Annotated in this window: 16 protein-coding genes and 1 pseudogene; 11 read left to right on the forward strand and 6 right to left on the reverse strand. The window is 71.9% G+C overall.

Features of this window, described 5'->3' with window-relative positions:
* Positions 1–11: 11 nt before the first annotated feature.
* Genes ACFWI9_RS06410 through ACFWI9_RS06425 form a run of 4 tightly spaced genes read right to left on the reverse strand, consistent with a single transcriptional unit; the run spans position 12 to position 3,475 of the window.
* Positions 12–1,079 (reverse strand): NAD(P)H-dependent flavin oxidoreductase, encoded by a 1,068-nt coding sequence (locus tag ACFWI9_RS06410; RefSeq protein ID WP_387159390.1) that lies wholly within the window; start codon positions 1,077–1,079, stop codon positions 12–14.
* Positions 1,080–1,087: 8 nt separating this feature from the next.
* The gene (locus ACFWI9_RS06415) at positions 1,088–1,840 is read right to left on the reverse strand and encodes a CoA-transferase subunit beta (protein WP_387159372.1); all 753 of its coding nucleotides are present in this window, start codon (positions 1,838–1,840) and stop codon (positions 1,088–1,090) included.
* On the reverse strand, positions 1,837–2,691 hold the full coding sequence (locus ACFWI9_RS06420) for a CoA transferase subunit A (protein WP_387159373.1): 855 nt from the start codon (positions 2,689–2,691) through the stop codon (positions 1,837–1,839). The genes ACFWI9_RS06415 and ACFWI9_RS06420 overlap by 4 nt, the downstream gene beginning before the upstream one ends.
* Positions 2,684–3,475, reverse strand: a complete 792-nt coding sequence (locus ACFWI9_RS06425; protein ID WP_387159374.1) for an enoyl-CoA hydratase family protein — start codon at positions 3,473–3,475, stop codon at positions 2,684–2,686. The genes ACFWI9_RS06420 and ACFWI9_RS06425 overlap by 8 nt, the downstream gene beginning before the upstream one ends.
* Before the next feature lie 67 nt (positions 3,476–3,542).
* Here ACFWI9_RS06425 and ACFWI9_RS06430 point away from each other — a divergent pair, with 67 nt between their 5' ends.
* From ACFWI9_RS06430 to ACFWI9_RS06450, 5 genes are all read left to right on the forward strand, one after another.
* Positions 3,543–4,307, forward strand: coding sequence for an SDR family oxidoreductase (locus ACFWI9_RS06430; protein WP_387159375.1), 765 nt, complete (start codon positions 3,543–3,545; stop codon positions 4,305–4,307).
* 1 nt (position 4,308) lies between these two features.
* A complete protein-coding gene (locus ACFWI9_RS06435) occupies positions 4,309–5,253 on the forward strand; it encodes an SDR family oxidoreductase (protein WP_387159376.1) in 945 nt (314 codons plus the stop codon).
* 94 nt (positions 5,254–5,347) lie between these two features.
* On the forward strand, positions 5,348–5,746 hold the full coding sequence (locus ACFWI9_RS06440) for a DUF6234 family protein (protein ID WP_387159377.1): 399 nt from the start codon (positions 5,348–5,350) through the stop codon (positions 5,744–5,746).
* A gap of 64 nt (positions 5,747–5,810) precedes the next feature.
* Complete coding sequence (locus tag ACFWI9_RS06445) at positions 5,811–6,206, forward strand: ribonuclease domain-containing protein (protein ID WP_387159378.1); 396 nt, start codon at positions 5,811–5,813, stop codon at positions 6,204–6,206.
* A 218-nt stretch (positions 6,207–6,424) separates the two neighbouring features.
* Entirely contained in the window at positions 6,425–6,820 is a 396-nt protein-coding gene (locus ACFWI9_RS06450) for a VOC family protein (protein ID WP_387159379.1), read from the forward strand.
* A gap of 114 nt (positions 6,821–6,934) precedes the next feature.
* On the opposite strand, the gene ACFWI9_RS06455 is transcribed toward ACFWI9_RS06450, so the two are convergent.
* Together ACFWI9_RS06455 and ACFWI9_RS06460 are read right to left on the reverse strand one after the other, a co-directional pair.
* Positions 6,935–8,503, reverse strand: a complete 1,569-nt coding sequence (locus ACFWI9_RS06455; protein WP_387159380.1) for an ankyrin repeat domain-containing protein — start codon at positions 8,501–8,503, stop codon at positions 6,935–6,937.
* 23 nt (positions 8,504–8,526) lie between these two features.
* A complete protein-coding gene (locus ACFWI9_RS06460; RefSeq protein ID WP_387159381.1) occupies positions 8,527–9,438 on the reverse strand; it encodes a hypothetical protein in 912 nt (303 codons plus the stop codon).
* A gap of 329 nt (positions 9,439–9,767) precedes the next feature.
* Here ACFWI9_RS06460 and ACFWI9_RS06465 point away from each other — a divergent pair, with 329 nt between their 5' ends.
* From ACFWI9_RS06465 to ACFWI9_RS06490, 6 genes and pseudogenes are all read left to right on the forward strand, one after another.
* Positions 9,768–10,541: a S1 family peptidase gene (locus ACFWI9_RS06465; protein ID WP_387159382.1), complete on the forward strand. Its 774-nt coding sequence runs from the start codon at positions 9,768–9,770 to the stop codon at positions 10,539–10,541.
* 128 nt (positions 10,542–10,669) lie between these two features.
* A complete protein-coding gene (locus tag ACFWI9_RS06470) occupies positions 10,670–10,999 on the forward strand; it encodes a chorismate mutase (protein WP_387159383.1) in 330 nt (109 codons plus the stop codon).
* A complete protein-coding gene (locus ACFWI9_RS06475; RefSeq protein WP_387159384.1) occupies positions 10,996–11,988 on the forward strand; it encodes an asparaginase in 993 nt (330 codons plus the stop codon). The genes ACFWI9_RS06470 and ACFWI9_RS06475 overlap by 4 nt, the downstream gene beginning before the upstream one ends.
* A 143-nt stretch (positions 11,989–12,131) precedes the next feature.
* Positions 12,132–14,645, forward strand: a complete 2,514-nt coding sequence (gene pepN / locus ACFWI9_RS06480; RefSeq protein ID WP_387159385.1) for an aminopeptidase N — start codon at positions 12,132–12,134, stop codon at positions 14,643–14,645.
* A 336-nt stretch (positions 14,646–14,981) separates the two neighbouring features.
* Positions 14,982–16,351, forward strand: a pseudogene (locus ACFWI9_RS06485) (pyridoxal phosphate-dependent decarboxylase family protein).
* Positions 16,351–17,808: a lysine N(6)-hydroxylase/L-ornithine N(5)-oxygenase family protein gene (locus ACFWI9_RS06490; protein ID WP_387159386.1), complete on the forward strand. Its 1,458-nt coding sequence runs from the start codon at positions 16,351–16,353 to the stop codon at positions 17,806–17,808. Before ACFWI9_RS06485 ends, ACFWI9_RS06490 begins: the two are co-directional and overlap by 1 nt.
* Positions 17,809–17,899 lie beyond the last annotated feature (91 nt).

The raw sequence follows: 17,899 nt of genomic DNA on the forward strand, positions 1-17,899 counted from the left end.
CGGCTTCGGCGTCATCCCCCGGGCAGGGGCCTGAGGGACCCGGGAATCCTGCGGAGCACCCGCTCCGCCTCGTCCATCACCCGGTCCACCAGCTCCGCGCAGCTCGGCAGGTCCTCGATCACCCCCGCCACCTGGCCCGACGCCATTACTCCGAGGTCCGTACGGCCCTCCACCATGGCCGCCCGCAGCAGCATCGGGGTGTTCGCGGCGAGAAGGACCTGACCCCAGGTCAGGTCCTTGCCGTGCCGCATCGCGCGGCCGTCGCGCAGCATCGCGGGCCAGGACAGCCCGGACAGGCGGCGGAATCCGGCGGCCCGGCGGAGTGCGTGCAGCAGGGTGCGGGCGCGGCCGTGCCGCTCCAGGGCCGTGACGAGGTCGGTGCGGAGCATTCGGTGCGGGAGGCCGTCGATGGCGGTGGTGACGGTGATGTCCCTGACGCCGGCCGCCAGATAGCGGGCTTTGACGGCGTCGGGGACCGTCGAGTCGGAGGTGAGCAGGAAGCGGGTGCCCATGGCGATGCCCGCCGCCCCGTACGCGAGTGCCGCCACCAGGCCGCGTCCGTCGTGGAAGCCGCCTGCCGCGATCACCGGGATGTCCACAGCGTCCACCACCTGGGGTAGCAGTACGGTCGTGGCCACCTCGCCGGTATGGCCGCCGCCCTCGCCGCCCTGGACGATCACCGCGTCCGCGCCCCAGGCGGCGACCTTCTCGGCGTGGCGGCGGGCGCCGATGGACGGGATCACCACCACGCCGGCGTCCTTCAGTTCGGCGATGAGTTCCCGGGAGGGGGCGAGGGCGAACGAGGCGACGCGTACGCCCTCGTCCACGATGATCCGCACTCGCTCCCGGGCGTCCCCCGCGTCCGCGCGCAGGTTGACGCCGAACGGCGCGTCCGTGCGGGACTTGACCTCGCGTACCGCCTGCCGGAGCTGCTCCGTGGTCATGGTCGCGGACGCGAGGACGCCCAGCGCCCCGGCCCGGGCCGTCGCCGACACCAGCCGGGGGCCCGCGACCCAGCCCATCCCGGTCTGGACAAGGGGGTGCTCGACCCCGGTCAGCCGGGTGAGCGCCGTCTCGATCCGGGGCATCAGCCGCGCACCTCGCGCTCACGGGTTCCGGCGGGGTCGATGACCTCGCGGATCAACCGCAGCTCCGCCGGGCTCGGTTCACGGGTGTACGCAACCTCGTCACCGGTCACGAGCGGGAAGCCGGTGGCCTCCCGGACCTGTTCGACGGTCACCCCGGGGTGTACGGACACCAGCCGCATCGAGTGGTCAGGGGTCTCGAAGTCGAAGACCCCGAGATCGGACACGACCCGGGGGATGTGATGGAACCGGGTCGCGGATCCACCTGCGGCGGCGGCGTTGTCGTAACCGACGCCGCTGACCATGTCGACCTTCTCGACGAAGACCCGTCGCGAATGCCGGGGGATCCAGTAACTCACGGGATTGTTGAGCGTGTTGACGGGTGCGCCGCGCACTCCCAGCAGCTGCCGGGCCGGGCGTGACCAGTCGCCGATGCAGGAGATGTTCTGATTGCCGTACCGGTCGATCTGGCTGGCGCCCATCATCACATGCCGTCTGCCGCCGGTGACCATGGTCAGATGGCGGCGGTAGGGCAGCCAGCCCTCGACCGTGCCGTCCAGGCCGACGAGCATCGCCTCGCCGTCGGTCAGCAGCAGATCGGGGGAGAAGGTGTGGCGCGCGAGGCGGGCGCCGATGGCGGGGATCAGGCCCATCGGGCTGGCCAGCACCTCGCCGTTGCCGCGCCAGGCATCGGCGCAGGCGACCACGCAGAAGTCCGCCCGGGTGGCCGCGAGTTCGGTGGCGCGGTCGGTCATCGCTGCTCCTCCTCGCGCCAGGCCCATACCGCCGACTGGTAGGCCTGCTCGTCGGGCCCGGAAAGGAAGCGCTCGGCGAAGGCCTGCCAGGGAGTGCTCGCGTACAGCTTCTGGAAGGCCTCGTCGCGCCCGTAGTCGGGGGCGCAGGAGGTGAAGTGGGCGCCGTGCGGGGTCTCCACGACACCGGTGACGCTGTGGCGGCCGACGAGCAGCGTCTGCGGGGCGGCGTCCTTGGTCAACTCGGCGGTGTCGACCAGTCGTTCGCAGGAGACGTAGGCCTCGTCGGCGGCCTCGCAGAACAGGTCGTCGAAGTACGGATCGGGGCCCAGATACTGGGCGTTGCCGATCCGGTCGGCCCTGTTCATATGCACCAGCGCGACATCGAGGCGCAGCGCGGGCACGGCGACCAGTTCCTCTCCGTCCTCGTACGGCGAAGTCAGCGTCCGAAGCTCGGGGTTGACCCGCAGCACGTCCGAGCCGAGGCCCGCGCGCACGGGCAGGAACGGCAGCCGGTTGACGGCCGCGTGCAGGCCCCACATGAACATCGCCTCGTCCAGCTCCGTCATCCGCAGGGTGCCGCCCTCGCGGGCGGCCCGGAAATGCGGTTCGAGCGGGATCGAGTCCAGGGTCGCGAAGGGGGCGACGAGCCGGCGGATCCGGCCGGCGGCTGCCAGCAGACCGACATCAGGGCCGCCGTACGAGACCACCGTCAGATCGGTGACCGAGGATCTGAGCAGTGCTCTGACGAGTGCCATGGGCTTGCGGCGCGAACCCCAGCCGCCGATGCCGACGGTCATTCCGCTGCTCAGCCGGGAGACCACCTCGTCCGGGGCCATGGTCTTGTCAGCCACGCCCTGCACCCCTTTCGTCCGCTTTCTCCCCTTCGTTCAATTCCTCTTCCTTCCCGAACGTGTCCCGTACGCGCGCGGCCGTGCCACTGAGACCCGCCTCGAAGGTGAAACCCTGCTCGAAGCGATAGCTCCGGCGTACGTCCACGGGGTCGATGCCGTTGATGGCGGCCTTGGCCAGCCGGATCAACCGGCCGTCCTTGCGGGCGATCTCGCGCGCCAGCTCCAAGGCCGCCTCCGTCAGCTCGCCGTGCGGCACCACCCGCCAGACCGAGCCATGCGCCATCAACTCGGCGGCGCCCACCGTGCGCGAGGTGTAGTACAGCGCCCTCATCAGATGCTGCGGCACCAGCCGCGAGAGGTGCGTCGCGGCGCCCAGCGCGCCGCGGTCCAGCTCCGGCAGCCCGAAAGTGGCGTCATCGGACGCGACGATCGCGTCGGCGTTGCCCACCAGTCCGATCCCGCCGCCCAGGCAGAAGCCGTGCACGGCTGCCACGACCGGCACCTCGCACTCGTACACCGCCGCGAACGCCTCGTAGCAGCCGCGGTTGGCGCCGATAAGAGCCTCGTGGCCGGTGTCGCGCTGCAACTCCTTGATGTCCACGCCCGCGTTGAACCCGCGTCCCCGGGCGGCCAGCACCACGCAGCGGATCTCCGGGTCCCGGCCCGCCGCCCGTACGGCGTCGGCGAGGTCGTACCAGCCCCCTACGGGAAGGGCGTTGACGGGCGGGAAATCGATCGTGACGACGGATATGCCCTTCTCGGGGCTTGCGGTGGAGACACCCATGAGCCGATCAGCTACCTTTCCACCAAACGTTTGTTAGGTGACTGCCCAGTGAGGAAGGTAGCAGCCGATGGAGCTGGACGGGAGGGTCGCCGTCGTCACCGGTGGCACCCGGGGCGTGGGCGCGGGAATCGCGCGCTCATTCCTCGCCGCGGGTGCCGAAGTCGTCGTCTGCGCCCGCAGACCACCGGACTCCACCATCGAAGTCGCCGGACGCAGAGCCCACTTCGAACCCGTGGACCTACGGGACGCGGTAGCCGCCGGGGACTTCATCGCCCGGGTGGCACGCCGGTACGGCAGGCTGGACACCCTGGTCAACAACGCGGGCGGCACGCCGTACCGGTTGCTGGACGACGCGGACCCGGTACGGCACGCACGGGTGCTGGAGCTGAATCTGGTGGTGCCGCTGACGGTGTCGCTCGCCGCTTATGAGCCGCTGTGCCGGGCGCGCGGCTCGATCGTGATGATCGGCAGCGTGAGCGGCACCCGCCCGTCGCCCGGCACGGCCGCGTACGGGGCGGCGAAGGCGGGGCTGGAGAACCTCGCACGCTCGATGGCGGTGGAGTGGGCCCCGCGGGTGAGGGTGAACACGCTCGTGCCCGGGATGGTACGCACCGAACTGGCCCCACTGCACTACGGCGACGAGGCGGGGGTGGCGGCGGTGGGCCGCACCGTGCCGCTGGGGCGGCTGGCCGAGCCGGACGAGATCGGCGAGGCGGCGGTCTTCCTCGCCTCGGCGCGCGCGGCCTATGTGAGCGGGGCGTCGCTGCTGGTGCACGGGGGTGGGGAACGCCCGGCGTTCCTGGACGCGGCAACGGTCAACAAGGAGGTCTGAGATGGGCGGCAGCGCACCACTGGACGGGAACCACGGCATCTGTGCGGGCAGGGTCGTCATCGTGACGGGCGCCGGACGGGGGCTCGGCCGTGCGCACGCACGCGCCTTCGCCGCCGAGGGTGCGCGGATCGTGGTGAACGACCTCGGCACCGGACCCGACGGATCGGGCGCGTCCGCCTCACCGGCCGAGGAGGTCGTCGCGGAGATCAGGGCTGACGGCGGTGAAGCCGTCGCGCACGCCGCTGACATCACCACCGGTGAGGGCGCGCGCTCCCTGGTGGCCGCCGCGCTGGACACGTTCGGCCGCCTGGACACGCTCGTCAACAACGCGGGCTTCCTGCGGGACCGGATGCTCGTCAACCTGGACGACGACGCCTGGGACGCGGTACTGCGGGTGCATCTGCGGGGCCACTTCCTGCCGCTGAAGCACGCGGCCGCGTACTGGCGCGCAGAGGCAAAGGCAGGGCGGGGACCCGAGGCCCGGATCATCAACACCTCCAGCGGCGCCGGCCTGCTGGGCTCTGTCGGACAGGGTGGGTACAGCGCGGCGAAGGCGGGGATCGTGGGGCTCACCCTCGTCGCGGCCGAGGAACTCGCGCCGTACGGGGTCCAGGTCAACGCGATCGCCCCGGCCGCACGGACCCGTATGACCGAGCGGACCTTCGCCGAGACGATGGCGGCCCCGGACGACCCGGCCGCCTTCGACGCGATGGCGCCGGAGAACGTCTCGCCGCTGGTCGTCTGGCTCGGCTCGGCGGACAGCGCGGGGGTGACGGGGCGGGTGTTCGAGGCCGAGGCGGGGCGCATCACGGTCATGGAGGGCTGGCGTCCCGGTCCCACGGCCGACAAGGGCGCCCGCTGGAGCCCTGCGGAGGCGGGCCGGGCGGCCCGGAAGCTGCTGGAGGCCGCCGAGCCGCCGCTGCCGGTGTACGGGGCACGGGGTTAGCTTTCTGCGGCGGCACGCGGTGGGTCGGAGTGCTCAGTGCTGATGAGTACGCGTACTCATGTGCACCACCGGCCGTGATGATCAAGCTGGCAGGATGAGTGAACGCCCCACCGACCAGGATCCGCAGCAGGACGAGCAGAAGTCCTCCGGGTTCGCCGCGTACGCGCTGGTGATCCTGGAACTGGCGGGCCTGCTGCTGACGTACGGAGCCTGGGCGCGGTCGGGGCTGAACTACGGCTCTGACGGACGCGCGGATCCGATGGGGCCTTACCTCGGGGTGGTGGGCGTGCTGTTGATGGTGGCGCTCGCGCTGTGCGCGTACGGCACCTGGGCGCACAAACGCGCCTTGGTGCGCGGACAGCTGGTCATGGCGGGATTGCTGATGCTGGTGCTGCTCGGTGGTGCGGCCGTCCAGGACCATGGGAACGGGCGGCCGGTTTCGGCGGGATGTCATCCGTACGAACATCCAGAGGTGGCCGATTCGTGTAGCTGACATGCACAGGAACTCCCCATGCTTGTCATTGACGCGTCAATCTCTACGCGCGTCAATGGATGGCATGCGAATCCCCCCACGATTCACCCTGTTCGGCGGCGCCGCCGCCCTTGTGTCCACCCTGCTCGTCGGCGGCTCGGTCGCGGCCCCGGCGAGCGCCGCAACCGCGTCGTACGTCGGCCAGATCTGCTACTCCGACCTGCCCTCGCAGGCCCACGACACCCTCGGACTGATCGACGCCGGCGGCCCGTTCCCCTACTCCCAGGACGGCACTGTCTTCTCCAACCGCGAGGGCATCCTCCCGTCGGAGTCGAACGGCTACTACCACGAGTACACCGTCGAGACGCCCGGGTCCTCCACGCGCGGCGCCCGCCGCATCGTCACCGGTGAGTCGCAGGATCAGGACTACTACACGGCTGACCACTACGCCTCGTTCGACCTCGTCGACCACGGCTGCTGACCGCCGCCGCTTCCCCCCACCCCCACCACCGTGCCGTCGGCCTTTCCGGCCGGCGGCACGGCCGCGTTCGCCCCGCCGGGGCGAGGACCGACCTGGCAGGAGCCCGCTGCCGCCCCTGCGTCCCGGCAATGAGGACGGATTCTGACCTGTTTGCCGTCTACGGTCATGGCACCGAGGAAGGCGACGGGCGCGGTCTGCGCGCCTGAGATGAGGCGACCATGTTGCGAGGACTCACCACCGTCAGTTTCCAGACCGCCGATCTGGCCGCGGCCAAGGCCTGGTACACCGAACTGCTCGGCACGGAGCCGTATTTCGAGCGCCCCGGGTACGCCGAGTTCCGTCTCGGCGACCACCTGCACGAGCTGGGGCTGATCGACAGCCGCCACGCCCCCGCCGGCGCGGCCACCGGGCCGGGCGGGGCCATCGTGTACTGGCACGTCGACGATGTGAGCGCCACCCTCGACAGGCTGCTGTCCATGGGTGCGAAGGTCTACGAGCGGTTGACGGAACGGGGCCCGGGATTCGTCACCGCCTCCGTGGTGGACCCCTTCGGCAACGTCCTGGGCGTCATGTACAACGCGCACTACCTGGAGATGCTGGGATCCAGCCGCTGAGCCTGCGGCGCGGTGCGCCCGCCGACGTGCCGTCGGGTCCCGTCGTATGCGGGCGAGCCCGAACGGCGCACCGCACCGCGCCGGGGCGCGGCACACCGGGAACCCGTATCCCGCTCAGCGACCGCGTGGCACCGTCGCGTCAAGGCGGCGACGAGCCGGCTCGTCCATGACGTACTCCACCGCCTGCTCCGCGGTGGAGTACGCGTAGCCTTCCGGATCCTCGTCCGCCAGAATCCGCTCCAACGCGGCAACCGCACGCGTGTCCTGACGCATCGCCAGGCCGCGCGCGGCCTCCGCCTCGATGTCCGGGACCGGGTCCGCGAGGCGGTCCGCGAGAGCCTGGCGGATCGCGGGGCCGTCGGCCTCGGTGTCGGCCAGTACGGTCGTCGCCCAGTCCCTCACTCCGTCGTCCTCGTCCCGGGTCAGTCTGATGACCGTGTCGATGCCTTCGGTGTGCTCGCCGGGCAGCAGCCCGTGCAGGGCCACCGCCACACCGAAGCGCACCTCCGGGTCCGTGTGTCCGGCGTGGCGCAGGATCTCCCCGACCCCGGCCGGGTCGCGCTGCTGCCCGAGCCCCGCGACGGCGGAGCGGATCACCTCCGGGTCACCGGCCTCCCGGGCGAGCTCCCGCAGCAGCGGCACCACGCGGGCGGGCAGCCCCGCGTGCCCCGGGTTCGCGTGCCCGGGCCCGGCCGGGACACCGTCCGCGTGGGACGCTCCGGCGCCGTACTCCTCGTCCGGCAGCCCGAGACCCGCCAGTACATCCGCCGCGAACGCCTGCCGCAGCGGATCCCCGGTGCCCGCCCACGCGGCCGCGGCCCGGAAAGTCTCCTGGTCGCCGCGACGCTGGAGCACCTCCACGGCCTCGGTCCAGTCGTCCTGGTCTGGATCGCCGCAGCGCAGGGCGCGCTCGGCCAGCTCGCCAGCGGGGGTCCGCATGTCCAGCGCGGTCTCCAGCAGCGTGGCGATGGCCGCGTGGCCGGTCTGCTGCTCGTTTCCCGCCACCAGGCCGCCGTCCTGGACCAGCTCGACGATCACCGTCACCGTGCCGTCCTCCTCGACCCGGCGGGACACGGTCTCCAGGCCTTCACCGTCCATCCCGGACAGCTCACGCCGCAGCCGTGCCTCCACATCGACGCCGATCCACTCCCGAGCCTCGCCGAGTGCCTCCCGCGTGGGCCGGGCGCCGTGCCGCAGCAGGGTGCGTACACAGGCGGGCGCCCCGCGCCTGGCGGCCGTGACCAGTGGTGGTTCACCGCCGGGACCCGGCAGGTCCGGGTCCGCGCCCGCGGTGAGCAGCAGGTCCACCACTTCCGCACGGCCCTCGCGGCAGGCCCAGGTCAGCGCGCGTACCTCCGGGTCCTCTTCCAGATCGGGCCGCGCGCCCGCGGCCAGCAGAGCCCGCATCACTTCGGTGCGGCCCCACACCGCGGCCCCGCACAGGGGCAGCTCCGCGCCTTCGGCGCCGCTCGGGCGGTTCGGATCGGCGCCCGCGGCGAGGAGCAGGCGCACCATGCCCGGCCGGTTCAGGGACGCCGCGGCGTAGAGCGCGGTCTGTCCGTCCTCGTCGGCCGCCTCCGCCGCCGCTCCCGCCCGCAGTGCCCGAACGACGGCGTCGTCGTCGCCCGCGTACAGAGCGTCGAAGAGCTCTCCACTCAGCTCGTCTGGCTCGTCGGTCCTCATAGGAAAACCCTACGGAACCCTCCTCAGGTGTCGCATTCGAGGACCGTCCGGCACAGGGCGCACCGTGCCCGGACCCGGCCCCTTACGGGCACCCGGATCCGCTGCCGGCAGACCGGGCAGGGGAACGACACCCGCAGCCCGTCTCCGGACGCCCGCTCGAAGGTGTACGCGTGCCCCGGGGGCCAGGGACCCGGCTGCCCGGACTCCGCGAGGCGCTCCTGTGCGTCGCGCCGGTCCTTCGCGTAGCGGCGCCGCCCGTTCCAGCCCGCCGCGGCCAGCGGCGGCTGCCGCCCGTCGCGCAGTGCCTGGGCCAGACCCTTCGTGTAGGCGGTGTACGCCTGTGGACTGGTGAACCACACCGACGGGTCCTCGCCGAACAGCAGTGCTCGCTTCGCCAGTACGTAGCCGAATTCCTCGGGGGTCAGGTAGCCCAGTTTCTGGCTGGAAACCGCGTCCTCCCGGTATGCGTCGAGCAGCAGCCAGCCCGCTCCGAGGTAGGTCGTCACGGTGTCCGTGAGGATCTCGTTGTCGCGCGTACCGGGGAAGGCCAGCCCCAGGCGGTGCAGCAGTACGTGGGTGATCTCGTGGGCGAGCGCCGCGCCGATGTCCCTGCGGTGCCTGCGGAAGCGATCGTTCAGTTCGATGAAGTACTCCGGGCCGGCGGTGAGTTCGACGCTCGCCGCATGCCGCATCTCACGGAAGCTCACGATCATCCGTGCTTCCGGCAGCCGGAGTTGGCGTACCAGGGCGTGGGCGACCCGTTGAGTCCCGAGGTGGAGGTCGTCCTGGTCGGCGAAGGCCACGTCGGCCGGCGAGACGCTGCTCGCGTACGCCAGCACTCCGTCGTATGACAGGCGCCTGTGCAGCGCGGTGATGGCCGCCCGCGCGGTGTCGAGGTGCGGGTAGCCGTGCACCACCTCGCTGCCCTCCGTCACGTCAAACCCCCTGTCGGTGCCGTGCGACTTGCGACGTGAGACGTGAGACGCGCCAACTCTACGACCCGGTGCGGCGGTGCCGCGTTTCGCCGGGCCGTCCTCGGCGTCCTCGTCGCCTTCGTCGTCCTCGCGCCTCTGGCCGCCCCACCGCCCGGCCCGACTGCCCCCTCCCATCCCGCCCCACCCTCCCCGTCCTGGCCGAAAAGTGCGCCTTGTGGGCTACGCCACACCGTCCTCATAATCCGGACCAGTGTTGACGGGCTCATGTCACCCAGTGGGCCGTACGTCAACGCTCAACCGGCAAGACCCCCCACGGAAGAAGGCATTCGGTGAACAACACCCTCGTACGTGCCCTCAAGAGATGCGTGGCGGCAGGCGCGGTCCTGCTCGCCGCTGTCAGCCTCCAGCCGGCCTCCGCCTCCGCCGCCCCCCAGCCCGTCGTCGGCGGTACCCGCGCCGCCCAGGGCGAGTTCCCCTTCATGGTCCGCCTCTCCATGGGCTGCGGCGGCTCCCTGTACACCCAGCAGATCGTGCTGACCGCCGCCCACTGCGTGAGCGGCTCCGGCAACAACACCAGCATCACCGTCACCGCCGGTGTCGTGGACCTCCGCAGCTCCAGCGCCATCAAGGTCAAGTCCACCAAGGTCCTCCAGGCCCCCGGCTACAACGGCACCGGCAAGGACTGGGCGCTGATCAAGCTCGCCTCGCCGATCAACCTCGCGACACTCAAGATCGCCGACACGACCGCGTACAACAGCGGCACGTTCACCGTCGCCGGCTGGGGCGCGACCCGTGAAGGCGGCGCACAGCAGCGCTACCTGCGCAAGGCCACGGTCCCGTTCGTCTCCGACGCCGAGTGCAAGTCGGCGTACTCCGAGCTCGTTGCGGGCGAGGAGATCTGCGCGGGCTACAACGAGGGCGGAGTGGACACCTGCCAGGGTGACTCGGGCGGCCCGATGTTCCGCCGGGACAACAACAACGCCTGGATCCAGGTCGGCATCGTGAGCTGGGGATACGGCTGCGCCCGAGCCGGCTACCCCGGCGTCTACACCGAGGTGTCCACCTTCGCCACCGCCATCAAGAACGCGGCGGCGACGCTGTGACTCCGCGACTCCTGACAGCGTGACCCGTTGACTCCCCGTCGGGGTACGGGACGGGGGCGGGGGAGGTGTACCAGGCGGTCGCCTTCCCCGCCCCGCACGACCCACCGGCCGACGTAAGCTCCTTCCCCATGAGCACAAGCGAGCCCAGCGGCATCGACGAGTCCGTCCAAGCCGAGCTGATCCGGTTGCGGGAGAGCATCGACAACATCGACGCGGCGGTCGTCCATATGCTCGCGGAGCGCTTCAAGTGCACCCAGCAGGTCGGCCATCTCAAGGCGCGCCACCACCTCCCGCCCGCCGACCCGGCCCGCGAGGCCCGCCAGATCGCCCGGCTCCGCGAACTCGCCCAAAGCGCCAAGCTCGACCCGGGGTTCGCCGAGAAGCTGCTGAACTTCATCATCGCCGAGGTCATCCGGCACCACGAGACCATCGCCGACAAGGAACAGGTACGGCCATGACGGGCTCCGTAGTCGTCTTCACCCTCGGCGGCACCATCTCCGCCCGCGCCGGCGGCGCACCCCGGATGACCGGTGCCGAGGTGCTCGCGGCGGCCGGCGTTCCCGCGACCGACGCGGTCGAGCTGAGGGACTTCCGCCGACTGCCGGGCTCCTCGCTCTCGTTCGGCGACATCGCGGCGCTTGCCGAGGAGATCGGGACCGTCACCGAAGCCGGGTCCGGGGCCGTCGTGGTCCAGGGCACCGACACCATCGAGGAGACCGCGTTCCTCCTCGATCTGCTGTGCACCACCACATCGGCGCCCGTCGTCGTCACCGGCGCGATGCGCCGCCCCGACCTGCCGGGCGCCGACGGCCCGGCGAACCTCGCCGGTGCGATCGCGGTCGCCGCCGACCCCGGCTGCCGCGCCCTCGGGGTGCTCGTGGTGTGCGCCGACGAGATCCACTCCGCACGCCATGTACGCAAGGCCCACACCACGTCCATCGCCACCTTCGCCTCCCCGGGCGCGGGCCCGCTGGGCATCCTCGTGGAGGGAAGCCCCCGGATCCTGCTGCGGCCCGCGTCGTACCCGCTGGTGGCGGACGCGCCGCTGGCGCTGCGGCGCCAGGTCAGGGTCTGCCTGCTCACGCTGGCGCTCGGTGACGGCGGTGAGCTGCTCGACAGCGTGGACGAGCGCTTCGACGGGCTGGTGGTGGCCGCCTTCGGCGCGGGCCACGTCCCGGCCTGGCTGGTCGAGCCGCTGGAACGGCTGGCCGTCCGGATGCCGGTCGTGCTGGCCTCCCGTACCGGCTCGGGCGCACTCCTCAGCAGGACCTACACGGGTCCGGGCTCGGAGATCGACGTGCTGTCCCGCGGGCTGCTCTCGGCAGGCCATCTCGACGCCCCCAAGGCACGACTGCTGCTGCACGCGCTGCTGGCCGACGGGGCGGACCGCGAACGTGTCACCGAGACCTTCGCCCGGATCGCCGGCGGGGCGCCCGCCCCGGCGTGACGCGGGACACGGCTCGGGGCGCCCGCCCCGGGCCAGACGCGGTCCATGAGGCGGCGATCAGGCGCGAACGGTCATGGCCGCAGTGAAACCCGCCCACGCTGAGAGCGAATCCCCCGTGCCCTCGGTCGACCCCATCAGGCAGCATGTCCCCCATGTCCGTACTGACGCGCGACGAAGCGCAGACCCGAGCCGAGCTCATCGATGTCCACCGGTACTCGATCGAACTCGACCTCACCGCCGGTGACCAGAACTTCGACTCGCGAACCGCGATCCGGTTCACGGCCCGGGCCGACGGGGACAGCTTCATCGAGCTCAAGCCCGCCACCCTGCGCTCCGTCACCCTCGACGGCCTGCCCCTCGACCCGGAAGCCCTGGACGGGAACCGGTTCCCGCTGAAGGGGCTCACGGCCGGTGAGCACGAACTGTGCCTGGACGCCGCGATGACCTACTCGCGCACCGGTGAGGGCATGCACCGCTTCACCGACCCGACCGACGGCGAGACCTACACGTACACCCAGCTGTTCATGGACGACGCACAGCGGGTCTTCGCCGCGTTCGACCAGCCCGACCTCAAGGCGGTCTTCGAGCTCGCCGTCACCGCGCCCAAGGGCTGGAAGGTCCTCGCCAACGGGATCACCACCCACCAGGGCGGAGGGCGCTGGACCGCCGCGCCCACCCCGCTGATCTCCAGCTATCTCGTCGCCGTCGCCGCCGGGCCCTGGCACTCCGTACGCACCGAGCACGCGGGGCTGCCCTTCGGCATCCACTGCCGCCGGTCCCTCGCCCCGTACCTCGACGCCGACGCGGACGAGATCCTCGACATCACCCGGGCCTGCTACGACCGGTACCACGAGAGGTTCGAAGAGCCCTACCCCTTCGATTCGTACGACCAGGCCTTCGTCCCCGAGTTCAACGCGGGCGCGATGGAGAACCCGGGCCTGGTCACCTTCCGCGACGAGTACGTGTTCCGCTCCGCCGTCACCGACACCGAGCGGCAGTCCCGTGCCGTGACCATCGCCCACGAGATGGCGCACATGTGGTTCGGCGACCTGGTCACCATGCGCTGGTGGGACGACATCTGGCTGAACGAGTCCTTCGCCGAGTACATGGGCTACCAGATCCTGACCGAGGCCACCCGCTTCACGGACACCTGGAACTCCTTCGGCATCGCACGCAAGGCCTGGGGGTACGACGCCGACCAGCGCCCGTCCACCCACCCGGTCGCGCCCGATCCCGACGCCGTGCCCGACTGCGCGTCGGCGCTCGTCAACTTCGACGGCATCTCCTACGCCAAGGGCGCGTCCGCCCTGCGCCAGCTCGTGACCTGGATCGGGGAGAAGGACTTCCTCGCCGGTATCAACCGCCACTTCACCCGGCACCGCTTCGGCAACGCCACCCTCGCCGACTTCCTCGACTCGCTCGCCGCCGTCACCGACCGCGATGTGCACGCCTGGGCCGATGCCTGGCTGCGCACCACCGGCGTCGACACGCTCACCGCCGAGATCACGGAGACCGACGGCGGCTGGCAGCTCGCCGTCACCCAGGACGGCAGCCGCCCGCACCGTATCGCTGTCGGCGCCTACGACCGCGACCCCGTCGAATCCGGCCGACTCGTGCTGCGTGAGCACTTCGAGATCGACATACCGCTGCCGCCGGGCAGCGAGCCCGCGATACACCCGGGCCGCCGCCCCGCCCTCGTCGTCCTCAACGACGGCGACCTCAGCTACGCCAAGATCCGTTTCGACAGCGCGTCCGAGGAAGCCGCGCTGCGCGGCCTCTCCGCCATACCCGACCCGCTCACCCGCGCCGTCGTGTGGAACGCCCTGCGGGACATGGTCCGCGACGGTCAGCTCGAACCCGTCGCATACCTGGAGACCGCCCGCGCCCATCTCCCCGAGGAGGCCGACCTCGCCGTCGTCCAGGGCGTACTGTCCTTCGCCGCCACCCACATCACCGACCGCCTGCTCACCCCCGAGCAGCGCCCGGCGGGTCTCGCCCTCATCACCGACCTCACCCGGGACCTGATCCGCCGCACCGAGGACGGCAGGAACCCCGGTCTGCGGCTCACCGCCGTACGCCACTTCATCGCCGCCGCCGCCCACCCCAACGGCCTGCACGACTGGCTCGACGGGGGAAGCGTGCCCGGCGGACCCGAACTCGACCCGGAACTGCGCTGGCGTATCCTCGCCAGGCTCGCCGTACTCGGTGCGATCGGCGAGCCGGAGATCGCGGCGGAGCTCGACCGAGACCCCAGCGCCACCGGACAGGAAGGCGCCGCGCGCTGCCGCGCCGCGCTGCCCACGCCGGAGGCAAAGGAAGCCGCCTGGTCCCGGCTCTTCGAGACCGACGGCCTCTCCAACTACCTGTTCAACGCGACCGCCCAGGGCTTCTGGCAGCCCGAACAAGCGGAGCTGGTACGGGACTACGTGCCGCGCTACTACCCCGCGGCCGTCGCCCTCGCCACCCGCCGCGGCCCGGCCATGGCCCAGTCCGCGGGCCACCACGCGTTCCCGGTGCACGCGGTCGACGCGGAGCACCTGCGGGTCGGGGAGGAGTGCCTGCGCGACGCGGAGATCCCCCCGGCCCTGCGCCGCAAGCTGGTGGACCAGCTCGACGACTCGCGCCGCGCGCACCGGGTCCGCTCGCAGCAGGGGTGACGGGGCTCGCGTGTACCGCCGGCCCGTGCTGTCCCTTGCCGGATGGCGATGGTCCGGTGTACCGCGCGTCGCGTCCGCAGGGTGCGTGAGTTTCCGGTGCGCCGCACCCCGTGGCGGCGTCCGGAGTGTCCGTCCTCAAGCTCCCCGCGGACTCGTCCGGGGGGAGCCCCATGCCGGGCCGGGTCATCCGGGCTTGCCGGTGCCCCGTGGGCCACGGTCCGCGTGCGGACACGAGCCGTAACCCGTTCGGGTTAGATACCCCGGAACCCGGAACCGCGCGGGGGCGATCAGTCCACCCTGGTGCAGCCGTCCCACCGCGCACCGGAGGACCCTCTGATGAGCACACCGCCCCTCGCCGGAGGGGTCGCCGGGCGTGACGCCCTGCGACCCCTCCTTGCCGTCGTACTCGACGCGCTGAAGGAGGGAGCGGACCGGCGGGGCGGGCCGTTTCCGCGCGGAGGGCCGGACGCGGTGGGCAGGGGGGTACGGGACACGGTCAGGCCCGTCGTACCCGAACAAGGCAGCGGCGCCGAGGAGGCACTCCGTACCCTCGTCGGCGCCCTCGCGCGGGGCGCGGCCGACCCCGCGGACCCCCGGTGCGCCGCCCATCTGCACACCGCGCCGCTCGCGCTCGCCGTCGCCGCCGACCTCGCCGCCTCCGCGCTCAACCCCTCGCTGGACTCCTGGGACCAGGCGCCCGCCGCGTCCGAGCTGGAGGCCGAGGTCACCCGGGCCCTTGCCGCCGAGGTGTACCCCGGAGCCACGGCTCCCGACGCGCTCGTGACCACCGGCGGCACCGAAGCCAACCAGCTGGCCCTGCTGCTGGCCCGCGAACGGCACGGCACCGTACAGGTCGTCTGCGGCAGCCACACCCACCATTCGGTCCGCCGCGCCGCCTGGCTGCTCGGCCTCCCCGAGCCGGTCGCCGTAGCCACCGCCGGAGGCACCACCGACCTCACCGCACTCGACGGCGTACTCGGCGCCCGGCGCGGCCCCACGCTCGTCGTCGCCACCGCTGGCACCACCGACACCGGACAGATCGACCCGCTGCCCGCCATCGCCGACCTCTGCGCACGGTACGGCGCCGAGCTCCACGTCGACGCCGCGTACGGCGGGCGCTGCTCTTCAGCGCCCGCCACCGCGAGCTGCTGCAGGGCCTTGAACGCGCCCGCTCCGTCACGGTGGACCTGCACAAACTCGGTTGGCAGCCGGTCGCGGCCGGACTGCTCGCCGTCCCGGACGGCGCCCTGCTCGCACCGCTCGCGCACACCGCCGACTATCTGAACCCCGACGACGACACCGAAGCAGGCATCCCCGACCTGCTCGGCCGCTCCCTGCGCACCACCCGGCGCCCTGACATCCTCAAGATCGCCGTCACCTTGCGCGCACTCGGCCGCACCGGGGTCGCCGAGCTCATCGACCGCACCATGGCCGCCGCCCAGGAGTTCGCCGGCCTCGTGGACAAGCACCCGGCGCTGGAACTCCACTCCGGACCCGTGCTGTCCACGGTGCTCTTCCGCCCGCGCGGCGCGAGCGACGACACCGTGGCCGCCCTGCGCCGCACCCTGCTCCACGAGGGCCGCGCCGTGCTGGGCAGAGCCCGTGCCGGCGGCAGCCTCTGGCTCAAGGCCACCCTGCTCAACCCGCACACCACGCCCGGCGACCTCGCCGCCCTGATCGCACTCGTGGAAGGCAGCACCACCTGATGACCGGCACGTCGGCCCCCGTCGCCCACGACCCCCACCAGCCCCGGGACCTGGTGGGCATCGGCATCGGGCCGTTCGGCCTCTCCCTCGCCGCACTCGCCCACGGGCTGCGGCAGCGGGAGGGAGAAGGGCCGGGCGGCTTCGGGTTCGCGTTCTACGAGCAGCGTCCCGCCTTCCACTGGCACCCCGGGCTGCTCATCGACGGCGCAACCCTCCAGGTCCCCTTCCTCGCTGATCTGGTGACCCTCGCCGACCCGGCAAGCCCCTGGTCCTTCCTCAGCTATCTCAAGGCCCGCGAGCGGCTCTACCCGTTCTACTTCGCCGAGAAGTTCCACATCCACCGCGCCGAGTACGACTCCTACTGCCGCTGGGTGAGCGAGCTGCTGCCCGGACTGCACTTCGGCCACCGGGTGGACTCCGTCAGCTGGAACGCAGAACGTGCCCTGTTCGAGGTGGACTTCACCAGGACCGGCGGTGCCGCCGACACTGACGACGCCCTCGGGCGGGCGTACGCCAGGAACATCGCCATCGGTATCGGTACCGAGCCGCACATCCCGGTGCCGCTGAGGCCGCTCGCCGACGCCCCCGGTGTCCGGGTGGTGCACTCCGCCGACTATCTCGCGCACCGCGCACAGCTGCTGGCCGCCGGGCATGTCACCGTGATCGGCTCCGGCCAGTCGGGCGCGGAGATCTTCCTCGATCTGCTGCGCGCCCGCCCCACCGGGGCCGAGAAGCTCCACTGGCTGTCCCGCACCGAGGCGTTCGCACCGATGGAGTACTCGAAGCTCGGCCTCGAACACTTCACACCGGACTACACCCGCTACTTCCACGCCCTGCCCGAAGCCGTACGCGACCGGCTCGTCCCAGGGCAGTGGCAGCTCCACAAGGGCATCGACGCCGAGACCATCGCCGCCATCCACGACGAGCTCTACCGCCGCACCCTGCACGGCGGCTGGCCCGACGCGGTCCTCACCCCCGGGGTGCGGGTGCGCACGGCGGGGCGGGTCGCCACCACCAAGGTCGAGCTGCACCTCGAACACCTCCAGCAGGGCACCCGCTCCCGGCTCACCACCGACGCCGTGATCCTGGCCACCGGCTACCGCGAGCGCCCGCTCGACCGGCTGCTCGTCGGACTCGACGCCCATATGCGCCGGGACCGATCCGAACGACCTCTGGTGGACGCGCAGTTCAGGTTGGTGCTGGACCCCGGTGTGTCCGGCTCGGTGTACGTACAGAACGCGGAGCGCCACACCCACGGTGTCGGCGCGCCCGACCTGGGCCTGGCCGCCTGGCGCAGTGCGACCATCCTCAACTCCCTGACCGGGAAGGAGCACTACCCGCTGCCGCGCCGCACCGCGTTCACCAGTTTCGGCCTGGAACGCCAGGAGGCGCCCGGGGTCCCCGCCCAGGCGCCTCCGCTCACTCCGCTGGCGGAGCAGGCCGTGGACCGGAGCTAGTGCCGCGTCAGGCAACGTTCGCCCCGTCGCGACGCCCGGCACGGCGACTCGCGGCGTTGCCGAATCAACCGAGTAGGCCCACTACGAGGTC

Source organism: Streptomyces sp. NPDC127084 (genome assembly GCF_042724175.1).
Lineage (GTDB): Bacteria > Actinomycetota > Actinomycetes > Streptomycetales > Streptomycetaceae > Streptomyces.

Excerpts from the sequence above, each read along its gene's own strand:
- ACFWI9_RS06450 (WP_387159379.1), top strand. The coding sequence starts at position 6,425 with ATGTTGCGAGGACTCACCACCGTCAGTTTCCAGACCGCCGATCTGGCC.
- ACFWI9_RS06445 (WP_387159378.1), top strand. The coding sequence starts at position 5,811 with ATGCGAATCCCCCCACGATTCACCCTGTTCGGCGGCGCCGCCGCCCTT.
- ACFWI9_RS06470 (WP_387159383.1), top strand. The coding sequence starts at position 10,670 with ATGAGCACAAGCGAGCCCAGCGGCATCGACGAGTCCGTCCAAGCCGAG.
- ACFWI9_RS06440 (WP_387159377.1), top strand. The coding sequence starts at position 5,348 with ATGAGTGAACGCCCCACCGACCAGGATCCGCAGCAGGACGAGCAGAAG.
- ACFWI9_RS06415 (WP_387159372.1), bottom strand. The coding sequence starts at position 1,840 with ATGACCGACCGCGCCACCGAACTCGCGGCCACCCGGGCGGACTTCTGC.
- ACFWI9_RS06430 (WP_387159375.1), top strand. The coding sequence starts at position 3,543 with ATGGAGCTGGACGGGAGGGTCGCCGTCGTCACCGGTGGCACCCGGGGC.
- ACFWI9_RS06455 (WP_387159380.1), bottom strand. The coding sequence starts at position 8,503 with ATGAGGACCGACGAGCCAGACGAGCTGAGTGGAGAGCTCTTCGACGCT.
- ACFWI9_RS06435 (WP_387159376.1), top strand. The coding sequence starts at position 4,309 with ATGGGCGGCAGCGCACCACTGGACGGGAACCACGGCATCTGTGCGGGC.
- ACFWI9_RS06490 (WP_387159386.1), top strand. The coding sequence starts at position 16,351 with ATGACCGGCACGTCGGCCCCCGTCGCCCACGACCCCCACCAGCCCCGG.
- ACFWI9_RS06475 (WP_387159384.1), top strand. The coding sequence starts at position 10,996 with ATGACGGGCTCCGTAGTCGTCTTCACCCTCGGCGGCACCATCTCCGCC.
- pepN (WP_387159385.1), top strand. The coding sequence starts at position 12,132 with ATGTCCCCCATGTCCGTACTGACGCGCGACGAAGCGCAGACCCGAGCC.
- ACFWI9_RS06425 (WP_387159374.1), bottom strand. The coding sequence starts at position 3,475 with ATGGGTGTCTCCACCGCAAGCCCCGAGAAGGGCATATCCGTCGTCACG.